Source organism: Mongoliibacter sp., from assembly GCF_007692705.1.
Taxonomy (GTDB): domain Bacteria; phylum Bacteroidota; class Bacteroidia; order Cytophagales; family Cyclobacteriaceae; genus Mongoliibacter.
Genome location: NZ_REBN01000124.1, coordinates 1 through 15,772 on the forward strand (window position 1 = coordinate 1; position 15,772 = coordinate 15,772).

Annotated in this window: 14 protein-coding genes and 1 pseudogene; 9 read left to right on the forward strand and 6 right to left on the reverse strand. The window is 37.6% G+C overall.

Annotation, left to right across the window (positions count from 1 at the left end):
* Both EA341_RS06010 and EA341_RS06015 read left to right on the forward strand, forming a co-directional pair.
* Window positions 1-244 (forward strand): annotated as a pseudogene (locus tag EA341_RS06010) (hypothetical protein); the annotation flags it as partial.
* The gene (locus EA341_RS06015; protein ID WP_293012318.1) at window positions 207-1,073 is read left to right on the forward strand and encodes a nucleoside phosphorylase; all 867 of its coding nucleotides are present in this window, start codon (window positions 207-209) and stop codon (window positions 1,071-1,073) included. The pseudogene EA341_RS06010 and the gene EA341_RS06015, both read left to right, overlap by 38 nt.
* A gap of 22 nt (window positions 1,074-1,095) precedes the next feature.
* Here the strand turns inward: EA341_RS06015 and EA341_RS06020 are convergent, their stop codons facing one another.
* From EA341_RS06020 to EA341_RS06030, 3 genes are all read right to left on the reverse strand, one after another.
* Window positions 1,096-1,377 (reverse strand): hypothetical protein, encoded by a 282-nt coding sequence (locus EA341_RS06020; protein WP_293012320.1) that lies wholly within the window; start codon window positions 1,375-1,377, stop codon window positions 1,096-1,098.
* A gap of 97 nt (window positions 1,378-1,474) precedes the next feature.
* Entirely contained in the window at window positions 1,475-2,101 is a 627-nt protein-coding gene (locus EA341_RS06025) for a response regulator transcription factor (protein WP_293012322.1), read from the reverse strand.
* A gap of 2 nt (window positions 2,102-2,103) precedes the next feature.
* Entirely contained in the window at window positions 2,104-4,086 is a 1,983-nt protein-coding gene (locus EA341_RS06030) for an ATP-binding protein (protein WP_293012324.1), read from the reverse strand.
* A gap of 446 nt (window positions 4,087-4,532) precedes the next feature.
* On the opposite strand from EA341_RS06030, the gene EA341_RS06035 reads away from it, so the two are divergent.
* A complete protein-coding gene (locus tag EA341_RS06035) occupies window positions 4,533-6,962 on the forward strand; it encodes a TonB-dependent receptor (RefSeq protein WP_293012326.1) in 2,430 nt (809 codons plus the stop codon).
* Window positions 6,963-7,075: 113 nt separating this feature from the next.
* On the opposite strand, the gene EA341_RS06040 is transcribed toward EA341_RS06035, so the two are convergent.
* Both EA341_RS06040 and EA341_RS06045 read right to left on the reverse strand, forming a co-directional pair.
* Entirely contained in the window at window positions 7,076-8,965 is a 1,890-nt protein-coding gene (locus EA341_RS06040) for an ABC-F family ATP-binding cassette domain-containing protein (RefSeq protein ID WP_293012327.1), read from the reverse strand.
* A gap of 248 nt (window positions 8,966-9,213) precedes the next feature.
* Window positions 9,214-9,531, reverse strand: coding sequence for a hypothetical protein (locus tag EA341_RS06045; RefSeq protein ID WP_293012328.1), 318 nt, complete (start codon window positions 9,529-9,531; stop codon window positions 9,214-9,216).
* Window positions 9,532-9,563: 32 nt separating this feature from the next.
* Here EA341_RS06045 and EA341_RS06050 point away from each other — a divergent pair, with 32 nt between their 5' ends.
* Window positions 9,564-10,226 carry a hypothetical protein gene (locus EA341_RS06050; protein ID WP_293012329.1) on the forward strand — a complete coding sequence of 221 codons (663 nt, stop codon included), beginning with the start codon at window positions 9,564-9,566 and terminating at the stop codon, window positions 10,224-10,226.
* Here EA341_RS06050 and EA341_RS06055 read toward each other — a convergent pair whose 3' ends face one another.
* Window positions 10,227-12,017: an ABC transporter ATP-binding protein gene (locus EA341_RS06055; RefSeq protein ID WP_293012330.1), complete on the reverse strand. Its 1,791-nt coding sequence runs from the start codon at window positions 12,015-12,017 to the stop codon at window positions 10,227-10,229.
* A 146-nt stretch (window positions 12,018-12,163) separates the two neighbouring features.
* Here EA341_RS06055 and EA341_RS06060 point away from each other — a divergent pair, with 146 nt between their 5' ends.
* The 5 genes from EA341_RS06060 (at window position 12,164) to yajC (ending at window position 15,771) form a co-directional block, all read left to right on the forward strand.
* Window positions 12,164-13,264, forward strand: a complete 1,101-nt coding sequence (locus tag EA341_RS06060; protein ID WP_293012331.1) for a Glu/Leu/Phe/Val dehydrogenase — start codon at window positions 12,164-12,166, stop codon at window positions 13,262-13,264.
* Between the two features lie 139 nt (window positions 13,265-13,403).
* On the forward strand, window positions 13,404-14,588 hold the full coding sequence (gene nusB / locus EA341_RS06065; protein WP_293012332.1) for a transcription antitermination factor NusB: 1,185 nt from the start codon (window positions 13,404-13,406) through the stop codon (window positions 14,586-14,588).
* 10 nt (window positions 14,589-14,598) lie between these two features.
* The gene (locus EA341_RS06070) at window positions 14,599-14,901 is read left to right on the forward strand and encodes a YtxH domain-containing protein (protein WP_293012333.1); all 303 of its coding nucleotides are present in this window, start codon (window positions 14,599-14,601) and stop codon (window positions 14,899-14,901) included.
* A 12-nt stretch (window positions 14,902-14,913) separates the two neighbouring features.
* A complete protein-coding gene (locus EA341_RS06075) occupies window positions 14,914-15,456 on the forward strand; it encodes a DUF1573 domain-containing protein (protein ID WP_293012334.1) in 543 nt (180 codons plus the stop codon).
* A 3-nt stretch (window positions 15,457-15,459) separates the two neighbouring features.
* A complete protein-coding gene (gene yajC, locus EA341_RS06080; RefSeq protein WP_293012335.1) occupies window positions 15,460-15,771 on the forward strand; it encodes a preprotein translocase subunit YajC in 312 nt (103 codons plus the stop codon).
* Window position 15,772: the final 1 nt, after the last annotated feature.

Genomic DNA, 15,772 nt, shown 5'->3' on the forward strand with positions numbered 1-15,772 from the left:
TGCCAACCCCGTTTGTAATGAGCACTTACCAATTTGTGAAAAATGCGGTTGGGAGCTGGAAGGCACCTGTTCTGTGGAATGTAAAGAACATCCTGAAAAAAGGCCTTACGACGGTACCGGTTATTATCAAAAACAGTCGAACGGTTATAATCCCTATAAGGGAATATTCAGAAGAGACGACAAAGAAAAAATTAAAAGCATTATCAATGAGCAAAAGAATTCCAGAATCGGAACTGATCATTAATCCTGACGGAAGTATTTATCATCTCAACTTGAAGCCAGAACACCTGGCTTCAACTGTTATCACAGTAGGTGATCCTGACAGGGTAGAGAAGGTCTCAAAATACTTTGACGAGATAGAATTCACCATGTCCAAGAGGGAGTTTGTCACACACACGGGGAGCTATAAGGGGAAGCGGATTACTGTGATGAGCACTGGCATGGGTACGGACAACATTGAGATTTTTATGACTGAATTGGATGCCCTGGTTAATGTGGATCTGAAGACCCGTTTACCGAAAAAAGATCATACTACCTTAAATGTAATCCGAATCGGGACTTCTGGAAGCATGCAGAAATCTATTCCTGCTGGCAGTATTTTGGCTTCAGCTTTCGGAATAGGGCTTGATACGTTAATGACTTTTTACAAAGCTGAATATTCTGATCTTGAAAAAGAGGTAGGGGTTCAAATCCAAAAATCTCTTGGCCTACCTTTTATACCTTATTGTATTCAGGGGTCTGAAAAATTACTTGCATTACTCAGAGAAGGGCTGCTTGTTGGGAATACGGTAACTTGTCCAGGATTTTTTGGACCTCAGGGTAGAGAGGTAAGGGTAAAACCAGCCATACCAGATATTATTGAAAAGTTAGGAAAGATAAATGTAGATGGTTTTCAGTTGACAAACTTTGAAATGGAAACTGCCGGCTATTATGCTATGGGCAGGTTGTTGGGGCATGAGGTCATGAGTCTAAATGCCATTGTGGCCAATAGAATCACACATGAATTCGCAGACAATGCTCATGAAATAGTGGATAATCTAATCCAACACACCTTAAAAAAATTGGCGGGTTAATACCCGCCATTTTTTAGACTAATCACCCATTATAAACTACTCTTTCAAAAAGTGTAGTGTTTTCGATACTCACAGATTCTAAGTCTAAGAGTTCAATATTTTTTAAGAACTTGCAGAATACATCTGCACATTCCTGCCTGCTAAGGTATACTCCGAATACTTTATCTTTAGAGCTAACCATAAATGTTCTGCTGCTGTCAAAAATTCTCACCAAGCTGTGCCAGTCCGACATTATCAACAATTCATCAGGCTTACTGATAGATTGTGTGATTTTAAAATCTCCAAAAGTTGAACTAATTTTCATAATGAATTCCAAATGATTATATATTCAAATGTAGTTCATGCATCATAAGTAGGCAATACGTGTTACCACGTATATTCGACCAAAGACTGGTATTGTCTCAGAATATGATTCCCTTATTTCTTTGTGCCCAAATCAAAAGTGTATTGTGTTTCTTATCCAAGTTTAGCTTATTGATGATATTGCTTCTATGCTTTTCTACTGTACGCTCAGCGATAAAAAGTTTATCCGCAATGTCTTTTGTGGTTAAGCCGTCAGCAATTAGCTTAAGAATTTTCTTCTCTGAAGGAGTCAGTGCAATACCTTCATTTAAGACTTTTGGTTCTCCCTTTTTCTGGAAAATTTTGCTGCTGAAATATTCCTTTCCTTCTTGGATTTTGTTCAGGCAGGTTAGGAGTTCTTCAGTAGCAAATTCTTTCAGCAAATACCCTGAAATATTCAGTTCTTTTGCTTGTTGGTAAATGAAAAGCTCTCTGTGAAGCGTAAATAAGATAATTTTGGTTTTAATTCCGATTTCCTTACAGGCTTTTGCCACCTGTAGCCCAGTCATATCTGGCATTTCCAAATCCAATATGGCTATCAAAGGTTTATATTCCTGAATAGCCTTAAATGCATGCTGTCCATCACTGGCCATCGCAGCAATTGTATATCCACTTTCTTCCAAAAAATCCTTTAGGCCTTTCAATAATAAAGGGTGATCATCTGCAATTACAAGTTCGGGGCTCATACTTATTTGTAAAAATAAAATGAAAATTTAGTACCTTTTCCTTTTTCGGAATCCACCTTCATAGTTCCTTTAAGGCTAGCTGTTCTCTCTTTTAATGTTTTAAGGCCCAAGCTTTCGAAATCCTGATATTTTTCAGAAAAATCGAAGCCGATGCCATTGTCTTCAATGGATAGGTTTACCATCTGATTATCCAATACCATTAGAACCCTTACGGCTGAGGCTTGTGCATGTTTTAGTATATTATTAAAAACTTCCTGAACTATCCTGTATACATGGAGCTGTTCGTTTTTATCAAATAGGCTATCCACTTCATCAATTTCGGAACTTATAAAAATATCTGTTTCCCCGTCTAAGTTTTCCAAAGTATTTTTTATAGCACGTGTTAGTCCCAACTCTTCCAATTGAAATGGATGAAGAGACCTTGAAATACCGCGAAGTTCTTCTATAGCCGAATCCAATAGCCCAGATGCTGAAGCATCAGTACTCATAGCCACCTTGTTTTTGATCAAAAGCAGACTTTGTCCTAAGCCATCATGAAGATCTTTGGATATACGTTTCCTTTCTTCTTCCTGATAAATCAGCAAATCTCTGGAGAATTTTTCCTGCATTCTCTTCGCTTTAATTTCAGATTGAAGGTTTTTATACAGGTAAAGCACTGCCAATCCTACTATCAATATTAAAGATAGGCCCACGATTAGTGCTATTTTCTTTTGATTGGCTGTGGTAATATTTTCTATTTCAAGTGATTTTTTTAAGAGTTCCCTTTCCTTTTTTTCGGTTTCGTAGAGGGTTTGATAGTAGGCAAAAGAAGTGGCTTTATTTACCGCGAAAACTGAATCCTTTTTTTGACTCCATGATGAAAGTGCTTCAAACGCCTCTGCATGATTACCCATTAGATGTTGTAATTCAGCTTCAAAAGCCAACACATCCAGTTTATCAGTGAATTTGTCGATGCTATTTGCCTGAGCCTTATATTCTTTCAATTTTTCTTTCGCTACAAAGAGGTCGCCAAAGTTCTTCTCTCCCAAAAATCTGGACTTTGTAAAGGAAATATCCAAATAAGAACCTTTCCCGATCCTTTCTTCCCGAATGCTGTCTGCCTTTCTGTAATGAAAATCAAATTGCTGATTGTCTCCTTCTCTTGCGAAGTGGTTGGCTAAGGCTAAGTTGAGTGATACCTCAAGGTGAGGATCATCTATTTCCTCATCCATATTTTCGTAGACCTCCCTGAGGATATTATAATTTTCCTCAAGATATCCGGCCAATCTGTATGTTCCTGCTCTATTATACATGACTACTGCCCAATACCTTTTTTGATTTCTCCGAAGATGGCTTTCCAATAACTTTAACCGGATTTTTTCCGATTCATCCAACATTCCATATTTGCTGAATATGATACTCATGCTGTTTTGTACATAATCTACATACTCTTCATCTTCCAACAACTCGTAATACAAAGCAGCTTTCTGGTAATCATTGATGGCATTGATAAATTCTCCCTTGAAGTCCCGAGCCTGACCTCTGAAAAAAAGTGCATCAGCTACTAAAATGGAATCTTGATCTGTAAATTCATGAATGGCATTTGTATATTCTCCAATAGCTTTTTCAAATTCTCCCATATCATAATAGGCTGCTGCATATTTCAAAAAGATATCTCCCCTCAATTTAGAGGAGGATATTTTTGGAACAAACGTCGTAGCTTTTTCCATTGTAATTAAGGCATCCTTTCCTTTTCCAGATGAAATTTGGAAGCTTTGAAAAAGCTCTATAGACCAGTTTGCCGCAGTTTCATAATCCCCCAAAGAAACAGCCAAATCAATACCCTCAGGGTAATGCTTGAAAATCAGTTCCTTTTCATTTGGATAAATATGTGATAGGAATGTTCTGTATGCCTTTAGCTTTTCATTGTCCGATTCCGCCTCTTTAACCGAGTTTCTAAGCGAATCAAGGGAATTATCCTGTGCTTTAGAATTACCAATTAGCACAAAAAAGATCCAAATTAAGGAAAACAAAATTTTAGAATATTTTCGAGGTTGCATTTTATGACTTTGGCAAACAAGTTGGTAATGTGGTTTTTTTATAAATCACTAATTTATCCTTTTTTGTTCAAGAAATGTTGTTTTTCCTTTCCGTTTAAATAATAAATAGACTTTTTATCTACGAATAGACCCGATAAATGTATATACATATAAATTGCAAACAAACACTTCTGCATACCGTTTTTAATTTGTTGGCTACCACCTCGAATTATGTGTTATGCCTCCTATTAACATCAGTATAATATTTTATTTCTATTTCCTTTCAAAAACAGAATAATTTGAATATTTATTATATCAAATGTTTTGTTTTTATCTACCGTTGATATAAATACCTTTTGAAAACAGTATAATATTTTGTAGATTCAAGATTGCCGAAAAACAAAAAGATTACTATGAAACCTATTTTAACTTATTTACTAGCCGGAATTTTCACGCTTTTTACTTTTGAAATTTTTAGCCAAGACTTTACTATAAAAGGTAAAGTTTCAGATAGGGAAAAAAATGAAGTAATGGAGTTTGCGAATGTAGCACTCTTAAATCCTGCTGATTCTTCACTTGTAACAGGAGGTATGACAGAATTGGATGGGACTTTTTCATTTCCCGCCGAGGCGGGTAGTTATATCCTGAGAGCGGGATTTATCGGATACGAGAATTTCTATAGAAATATCGAAGTTGGTGATAAGGCTACATTAAATGCTGGCACCATTCGTCTTAGACCCGATGCCCAAAATTTGGAGGAGGTTACAGTGGAAGGTGTTCAGTCTATGTTTGAAAGTGATATTGACAAACGTACTTTTAATGTAGAAAACAGTATTGTTGCTGAGGGAGCGACTGCATCAGAGCTGCTGGAGACTCTTCCTTCCATTCAGGTGGATGATGAAGGTGGTATTACTATGAGAGGAAGTGGTAATATCCTTATTTATATAAATGGAAGGCCCTCCAATTTATCAGGAGATGATGCCGAAAGTATATTGGCACAGTTTCCTGCAAATAGCATCAAATCAGTAGAGTTGATTACCAACCCATCGTCAAGATACGATGCAGCTGGTGTTGGGGGGATTATTAATATTATCCTGAAGAAAAATGAAAAAACAGGATTAAATGGACAAGTGAATGCTTCTATTGGCACAAGAGATAAGTATACTGCTGGTTTCAATATGAATTATGGTTTGGAAAAAATCAATATTTATGCCTCTTATAATTTTCAGGATAGAAGGACTTTTAGAGAAGGTGAGGGGCTGAGAGAGTCTTTTATCCCTAATGTTTCTCCATTTCTAGATCAGGACAACTATGGGGAAAGCTTTGATGTAAACCACTTGGTGAGAGGTGGATTGGATTGGAATATCACTGATAACAAAACTTTTGGATTCTATGCTCAGGCGAATTTTAGAAATCGTAACAGTTTTAATGACTTGAACCAAAGAAATCAAAACTCCATGAGACAGCTGGACAGTCTCTTCGTCAGGAATAATGAGGATACCCGTACCAGTTATAATATTGAAACCGGAATTAATTATACATGGGAAATAGACACCTTGGGTCAGAGATTGTTTGCTTCTGCTTCCTACTCCTATGATGATAGATTTCAAGATGAGTTTTATGACCAAAGATTCTTCAATTCTTTCAATGAAGAAGTTCCTGAAAATAGATTGATTCAAATTAATGAAAGGCCTCAATGGAGTTCATTCTATGTGTTGCAAGCGGATTATGAAAAACCATTTCAGAATGGAGGAAAATTTGAATCAGGATTGAAAGGTACTTTTGGCGTATGGGACAGAGGTCAGGATTTTTTCCAAGGAGACCAAAGCACAGAATTTATACCGGAGATGGATGATAGGTTCAGCGATGGATTTAATTTTAAAGAAGACGTATATGCAGCATATGCCAGTTATAAAAACAGAATTGGCAAATTGGGATACCAAGGTGGGCTTCGAGGTGAGTATACCGAGACCATTTCAGTGCAGGAGAGTAATCAAAATGTAGTAGTCAATAATTATTTCAACCTTTTCCCATCAATGTACCTTTCTTATGATTTGGGTGAAGAGGAAGAGTTTACCGCTAATTATAGCAGAAGAATTTCCAGGCCTAACATATGGGCCTTGGCACCTCTATTTAGGATATCAGATTTATTCAACCTAAGTGTGGGAAACCCATTCTTACAGCCAGAGCTGACCGATAGCTATGAAGTTGGATACGTAAAAGGTTGGGACAAACTTCTGATGAACGCTACTGTTTATCACAGATTTTCTACAGATATCCTGACCAGAGTAGTGCGGGTTGATGATGACAATGTGGCTGTACAGACCAGAGAAAATGCAAACAGCAGGAGTGCCACAGGCTTCGAGTTGGTCAATCAAATCCAGTTCACAGATTGGTTCGATGCAACTTTAACAGGTAACCTTTTTTATTCTGAAATAATAGGTGATAATATTGAGGAAGGTTTCAATAATTCCAATTTCAGCTGGACAGTCTCACTATTGGCAAACATGTCAGTACCTAAATTTGCAACTGTTCAAATACAGGGTAATTATAGAGGTCCCATTGTATTGCCACAAGGGGAAATAGAGCCTATGTGGGGGATCAACGCAGGTATCCGTAAAAATATAATGAATAATAGGGCTACCATCTCAGCAAATGTGAGTGATATTTTTAATACCCGTATCTTTAGAATCAGAGCCGAGGATCAAAGGTTTGTCCAAGATAGGATGTTTAATAGGGAGACAAGAATCGGAACACTTTCCTTCACTTGGAGATTCGGAGGATTCCGTGATAGAAATGGACGCCCTGACAGAGAAGAGTATGATGAAGATATGGACTTTTAATCTTTCCTTTTGTTGAAATAAAAAAACAGCCCTTCTGAACTGAAAGGCTGTTTTTTTATAAGAATATTTTGAATTTGTATCTTCCCTAACTACTTTTTTTGAGTGAAACTTGTTCAGTTTATACCCTCCAATTCACTGAGTTCAAGCCAACGCATTTCAAGAATTTCTACATTGTTATCAATTTCTTGAATCCTTATAGACCATGAATTAAGGGTTTCATGGTCATCATGGCCTGCGGATATTTTCTCTATTAGGGCTTTTTTCTCTTCACCGAGGGCAGCCATTTTTTTTGTGATCTCCTCAAATTCTTTTTTATCCTTAAAGCTTGCCTTGGTACTGTCTTTCTGAACTTCAGTTTTAACTACTTCCGGTTTTTTTTCCTTTGCCTGGGGTTGAATTAGGTTCTTTTGTTCCTTTTCCCACTCCCTCAGATCGGTGTAGTTTCCAGGGAAATCTTTGATGATGCCATTTCCTTCGAAAACAAATAAATGTTCCACAAGTCTATCCATGAAATACCTGTCGTGTGAAACAATAATTAGGCATCCTGGGAAATTGTCGAGAAATTCTTCCAAGGTATTCAAGGTGACAATATCCAAGTCATTGGTAGGCTCATCCAATATCAGGAAATTTGGACTTTTGATCAATACCATGAGCAATTGAAGTCTTCTTCTTTCTCCACCGCTTAATTTTGCAACAGGAGTGTATTGTTGCTTTGGAGGAAAACCAAACTTGGTAAGAAATTGAGAAACTGTGATAGTGGCTCCGCCAGTAATCGTTACGACTTCAGCTATGTCTTTTACAATATCAATCAACGCTTTTTCCTCATCGAAGGAATCCTCTTCCTGTCTGTAGTACCCTATTGCGGTGGTTTGGCCTGTACTGATTTTGCCAGAGTCAGCCTCCAGTAAACCTGTGATCAAATTGAGAAAAGTTGTCTTCCCGGCACCGTTAGGTCCCACTATCCCTATCTTATCTCCTTTCTTAAATGTATAGCTGAAATCTTTGATAAGGCTTTTCCCATCAAAAGATTTATTCATTTTTTCTATTTCGATGATCTTATTACCCAGTCTTTGAGTTGTCACTGTAAGCTGAATATCTCTTTCCTCTCTTTTCTGAAAAGCTTTTTCTTTTGTTTCTTCAAATGCGTCTACCCTGTATTTGGCTTTTGTACTTCGGGCTTTGGGTTGCCTTCTGATCCAATCCAGTTCTTTCTTGTAAAGACTTTTAGCTTTTTCCTGTTCAGTAGCTTCGTTTTCTCTTCTTTCTGCTTTTTTCTCCAAAAAGTACCCATAATTCCCCATATACTTGTGGACCTTTCCCTGATCCAGTTCCAGTATTTGGTTAGTGACTTTTTCCAGAAAATAACGGTCGTGCGTAACCATAAAAAGTGATAGGTTTGCCTTTGACAGGTATTCTTCCAACCATTCTATAGTTTCAAGATCCAGGTGATTGGTTGGTTCGTCAAGAAGCAATAGATCCGGTTTTTCCAAAATAGCCTTTGCCAAAGCCACCCTTTTTCTTTGTCCACCACTGAGATTGCCTATGTCGACAGCTGTATCGTGTATGCCAAGCTTTCCAAGGACTTCATTAATTTGATATTCATAATCCCAGGCCTGCAGACGATCCATTTTCTCAAATATTTTTTGCATCTCATTGGAATTGTCCATTCCTTTTTCAGAATCCAATAATGCTTTTTGATAGGCTTCTATCACTTTGAGTATTTCACTTCCGCTACTGTCAAAAATGGTTTGGTAAATAGACAGGGAAGGAGCAAAGACAGGATTTTGATGCACGTAAGAAACTTTGACCTTTTGATTTATGGCAATGTCTCCTTCATCTGCCACCTCTATTCCCATGATGATTTTCATAAGGGTGGATTTTCCGGCGCCGTTGATGCCGACTAACGCTACTTTTTCCCCTTGATTGATACCAAAGGATATGTTTTGAAATAGTCTTTTTTCTCCAAAAGACTTACTGAGATTGTCAACTGAAAGGTAATTCATGCCGCAAAGATATATCTTTATTTAGCCTTTGCCGCTGCGAATCGAGATATTACAAAAAATCCCACCTATTGGGGAGCTTGGATTTGTCTTTTGATTTTGATTTTCACATCCGAATTCTAAAGATACTTAAGGCTGTTTATTCGATAGACGGGCGATATCCAACTACAAGCATACACCTGACTTTTGTTTTCAAACTAAAGCTGAGGTGATTGATGGCCTATTTTCTTAGAATCATAAAATATAAATTCTTACTTCGATCCTAATAAAATCTTTATTCCCTCCAAAATCTGCTTCACACCTTCTTTGAAATGACCCATTGATTCGTTGAAAGTGGGTTCATATTCCTCTTTTTTTTCCTGATAAAGTTTTTCTGCCCTGGCTTTCCCTTTGTTAAACTCCTTTTCCAAGGTGGTTTTCTTACTTCTTAGATCTTTGATTTTTTGTTCAATATCTACCTTGGCTTCACCACTGGCTTCTTTACCTTTCTCGATTAATTCTTCTATTTTAGTACCGATTTCCTGAAAGAGTGATTCAATTTCATCAAATCCTGTGTTTTTATCTGACATGTGTAAATTATTAATTTTAAACCCAAAAAATAATGATTATCAATATACTAAGTAAGCTTCAGACTACCAGTAAACTCAAGTATAATTTGTTTGACAGTTCAATCTCCCTATTTGGCCAATTGGAGGAGGTTTGTATTGAGATCGCAAGGGAATTGCAGGAGAAGGATGAGGGGGAGAAGGCTATTCCTATCAAAATTTCAAAAACCAATGACTATGAGTTTATTTTCAGAATTGGGGGCGATGTCTTGATTTTCATCCTTCAGAGCAATATTGTCAAACTCCCAGAAGATACTTACATGGCGAAATCAAAATATTTGAAGAGTGATCCTGACCTCAACTATTTCGGGCAGATATTGATCTACAATTTCTTGAGCGATACGATTGATTTCGGCAGATTAGATGATCCGGGATACCTCATCGGAAGGATCTTACTCAATAAGGAAAATAAGTTTTTTTTGGAAGGAGATAGGAAGATAGTCTTCAACTTTCCTGAATTGAAGGATAACCTTGTGAGCAAAGAGAAAATGAGGTCCCTGGTAGAGCAGCTTATTTTGTCAGCTTTGAACAATGATCTTCTTGCGCCTGCTTTTCATGATTTAATGGTAATCAATTACCATCAGAAATTGGAACATACTTCCAGCATGGGGAACCCTCAAAAAATCGGGTTTGATTTCTTTGCAAAAAACAGGGAATAATTAGTCTTCTACGGTTTCAGAAGTTTGGGTTTGCTTTTCGTAAAGTTCTGCATAAACTCCTTTTTTCTCTAAAAGGAAACTATGCGTGCCCTGTTCTACCATCATCCCATCATCAAGAACGATAATTTTATCAGCAAGCTTGGCTGATGATACCCTGTGAGAAATGATAATTGAGGTTCTATTGACCATAATTTCTTTGAGGGCATTCAAAATGGAATTTTCTGTTTTTGTATCCACTGCGGAAAGACAGTCGTCTAAAAGTAGAATCCTGGGTTCTTTGGCAATTGCTCTGGCAATTGAAACTCTTTGTTTCTGGCCTCCGGAGAGTGTGATACCTCTTTCCCCCAGTTTAGTTTCAAAGCCATTAGGGAAATCTTTGATGTTTTCATAGACGTCAGCATCCTGGGCAGCTTTTTCTACTACACCTTCAGGAATAGTGTCTAATCCAAATCCGATATTGTTGCTGATAGTATCACTGAATAAGAAGACATCTTGAGGTACAAACCCTATTTGTTTTCTAAGCGCTGCAATATCGTAGGCTTTGATATCTCTTCCATCGATAAGGATTTCACCATGAGTAGGGTCGTACATTCTCATCAATAAATTGGCAATGGTGGACTTTCCGGACCCTGTGGTCCCGATTACAGCCAGAGATTCTCCCGAATTGATGGAAAAACTGACTTTATCCAAAGCTTTTATTCCCGAATCTGGATATACAAAACTCAATTCCTTTATGACGATGTCACCTTTGATCGGAACCTCTAAATTTTCTGTACTGATGATGTGGTTTTGTTCATCTAAAAACTCATTAATTCTTGCTTGCGAGGCAGCTGCTCTTTGAATAATACTGGTTACCCAGCCTAATGATGTCACTGGCCAAGTCAACATATTGACATACAGAATAAATTCGGCGATCACTCCGTATCCAATAGTGCCTTCGATAACCTGAACACCTCCGATGTAAACTGTCAAAATGGTACTCAACCCAATCAATGCTAGGATTAGCGGAAAAAATAAAGATTGTACTAATGTCAGCCTGATAGATTTGTCTTTGTAATCTAGACTGGCCTCTTTAAACTGTTCCGAGCTATCATCCTCCCTTACAAATGCTTTTAAAACCCTTATACCAGAGAATGCTTCTTGAACAAAAGTGCTCAGACTTGAAAGGCTCCTCTGGATTTTTTCAGACCTTTCATTGATCAGGTTATTGACAAAATATATGCTGATAGATAATATCGGTAAAGGGATCAGCGAATATAACGTCAACTCTACATTGACACTGAGCATGTAGCCAATTACCATGGGAAAGAGAATCAGAAGATTTAGTCCGTACATAATGGCCGGGCCAAGGTACATCCTTACCCTGCTGACATCTTCGGTGATTCTTGCCATCAGGTCTCCTGTACTATTTTTCCTGTAAAAGCTAAGGGGTAGGTTTTGGTAATGCTCAAAAATTTCATTTTTCATGTCATACTCAATCAGCCTAGACATGATGATGATGGTCTGTCTGATCAAAAAGAGGAAAAACCCTCTTAAAAGTGCCATTATGAGTATTAATACACCAAAGATCAGGATATATTTTAAAAACTGTAATCTTGCAAAAGCTCCTAATGTCTCACCTTCAATAACTTGGAAATAAGAAAAACTCTCTACCACATAATCTATTGCAATTCTTACCAGTTGTGCAGGGATTATTACAAAAAAATTGGAAATCACAGTAAAAATAATCCCCAACAGAATATATCCCTTGTATTTGAGTAAGTACTTGTTTAGACGTAATAGTGGCTTCACAGAAGAAAAGTTTTTAAATCACTTGATAAGTTTTTTATTACTCTATTAATTGCATTAGCAAAGGCCAAACAAAATATATAATTTTGCGCCACTGTAACACATAACAGTAATCCCAAATATAACACAATTAAAAATTCCAAGTTCACATGGTAGAATTAAATACTGAGGAAAAAGTGAGGGAGGGATCCATCTACGGACAGATCACTTCTCTAGGTCACGAGCAATTGGTCATTTGTTATGATGAACCCACAGGTCTCAAAGCCATCATAGGAATTCATAATACTGTACTAGGCCCGGCCTTGGGGGGTACAAGGATGTGGAATTATGGCTCAGAGGCCGAAGCTATCACGGATGTTTTAAGGCTTTCTAGAGGGATGACCTTTAAAGCAGCTATTTCTGGGTTGAACTTGGGAGGAGGTAAGGCTGTGATTATAGGTGATCCTAAGTTGAAAAATGAGGCTTACTTACGCAGGTTTGGGAGATTTATCAACAGCTTGGGAGGAAGGTATATAACCGCAGAAGATGTAAATATGAAAACCAGCGATATGGAGTATATCGCCATGGAAACAAAATATGTTACAGGTCTTCCAGAAGTAAAAGGCGGAGGCGGAGATCCCTCTCCAGTCACTGCTTATGGTACCTATTTGGGAATGAAGTCTGCAGCCAAAAAAGCATATGGATCAGATAGTCTCACTGGGAAAAAAATAGCTGTACAAGGTATCGGCCAAGTGGGGAAATATCTTGTAGAACATCTGATCAAAGAAAAAGCAGAGGTATTCATCACTGATATTTTTGAAGACAGGTTGAAGAAAGTTGCAAAAGAGACAGGTGCTACTGTGGTAGATCCAGGTATGATCTATGACTTGGATATGGATATTTATGCCCCTTGTGCACTTGGAGCTACAATCAATGATCAGACCATTGACAGGTTGAAATGCCAAGTGATTGCCGGAGCAGCAAACAATCAGCTTCAGGATGAGGAAAAGCATGGTAAAGCACTTTTGGACAGAGGGATTGTCTATGCGCCTGACTTTCTTATCAATGCCGGTGGCTTGATCAATGTGTATGCTGAATATGTGGGGGGTTACAATAGAGAATTGACCTACCTTCATGCAGATAAAATCTATGATATTTGTGCTGCCATACTGGATAAATCTGAAAATGAAAATATTCCAGCCCAGCAAGCTGCTATAGAATTGGCTTGGAGTAGAATTGAATCAATGGGCAAAGTCAAATTGCCGTATTAATAAACCAAACAATCAAAAAACCGCTCGTGAATGAACTTTGTACATTTACGGGTGGTTTTCTTTCGTATTCCGGAAAAGGTGATATGAATTCCTTTTCCCAATCAATTTACTATTATATTTACGTTCTTTAATTTCGGGTATGTTAAACAGAAGAATTCTCAGAGTCAAGGCTTTCCAAAATCTTTATGCTTACGAACAGTGTAAAGCTTCGAACCTTAATCTCGCCAAAGATCAGATTAAAGAGGCTTTTCAGCCCGACCTCAACAGCATGGAGGTTCAGGATAAGCCCTTGCTGAAAAAAGAAGCTGCTTTGGCTATAGATTTGTTTAGCAAAAACCTTAGAAATGAGATTTTCGAATCTGGGGAATTTGATAATGCAAAAATTGAGGTAGAAGCCAAGAAAGCCCTCAATGCATTCAAGCAGGCTAATAGAAAAGATTTTGATTTTTTAGCCAACAATATGGTGACTTCAGCAGAAAGATTGCCGCAACTTTATCTCTTTTCTATTCAAATCTTGCTGGGATTTTCAGAACATGTGGAGGCAGAATCAAAGCGGAAAATGAAGATGTCAAAGGATAGCCTTGTATTAAATAAGAGTGAACTCAACCTTAGCCGAAATAAAATTCTACTAAAAATAAAGGAATCTGAAATTTATCAAAGTGCATTGATCAGACATAGTGCTTACATTGATGATTTGGAACTTGAAATTAAAGAGTGGTTTAGAGATTATGTGAAGCCTCTGGAAAGTTACCAGGAGTATATTAAAAAAGTTTCTCCAGATTTGGAGGATGATTACGCAATAGTAGATGACATTCTAAAGCAGGTAATTTTCAAAGTAGATGCAATTCTCAATTTTTTTGCAGAAAAAGACCTTAATTGGACTGAAAATAAGGCAGTAATCCGAAGTTTGGCTTCAAAAGTGCTTAAGAATGTAAAGGAGAACTTCGATTCTGAAGATGAACCGCTTCCGGAAATCGCACTCAACTGGGAAGACGATAAGGAATTCTTCCAAAATATCTTTAACTTGACGATTCAAAATGACGACCAAAACAAAGATTTGATCGCCAAAAGAACTCAAAATTGGGATATCGAGAGGATTGCCCAGACAGATAAAATCATTTTATCTATGGCAATCACAGAAATGCAGAATTTCCCCAGCATACCTGTAAAAGTGAGTATCAATGAGTATATAGATATCTCCAAAACCTACAGTACACCGAAAAGTAAGCAATTTGTCAATGGTTTGCTGGATGTCTTGTCCAAAGAGTTAACTGAAAGCGGTCATATCCGTAAGAGTGGAAGAGGTCTTTTAGATAACAAATAAAAATATAGAAATGAGCAAAAATTCAAACACATGGATTGCATTCATCGCTGGTGCCAGTATAGGTGCTGCATTAGGCGTATTGTTTGCACCTGACACTGGCAAAAATACCCGAGATAGACTAACTTATCAGCTTTCCAGGTATAGCGAGGAGTTAGAAAAACTAATCAATGACCTTAAAGAAGGTAAAAATCTTCCTCAAAATGAAGCGAAGTCTGAGGGCAATAAGGTTATTTCTGACGCAAAAAATAAAGCAGAGAACCTACTCAGTGATGTTAACAAACTTATCGAACAAATCAATAAAGAAGCTAATTAACCCTTATTTATCATGAAATACATTAAATTATCTGTAATAGCCTTAACAGTTGCGCTATTCGCAGTAGGATGTGAATCAAAAAGTGCAGATCAGAATGACAAGATTGCAGAATTGGAACAAAAGTTGGCAAGACTAGAAGCTTCTCAGCCTGCCTCCCCTTCAAATGTAACCTCAAGCCAACCGGCAGATCCTTCTTCCTTAGGTCAATTTAGTTTCAGTGAAATGGAATATGATTTTGGAACTATAGATGAAGGAAAAGTAATAGAGCACATTTTCAAATTTACCAACGAAGGACAAGCGCCTTTGGTAATTTCCAATATTACCGCGTCTTGTGGATGTACTAGCCCTGACTGGACAAAAACTCCTATCAAACCAGGTGATGAAGGATTTGTAAAAGTAGTGTTTAACTCTACAGCAAAGCCAGGTACGCAAGCACCTACTGTTACCATTCAGGCCAATACAAACCCGAATGTTACAAGATTGAGAATGAAAGGAAATGTTACACCTAGATCACAGGCGGGAGCTGCTGGACAAGCAGGTCCGGTTAAGAGATAATATATGAAACTTTGGATTTTATTACAGGCTGAAGGTAGCGGTATTATGGGACAGGTGTTCCTTTTCGGCTCCATCATTTTGATCATGTACTTCTTTATGATCAGGCCTCAGCAAAAAAAGCAAAAAGAAACAAAAAATTTCCTGGAAGCCATGAAAAAAGGGGATACAGTAGTCACTATTGGTGGTATTCATGGTAAAGTCAATGCTATGGATGGTGACACAATCACTGTAGAGTTGGATAAAGGAATGAAAATTAAAGTAGAAAAGTCAGCTATTTCGGCTGAATACACTAAAAAAGCTACAGGAACTAAATAAG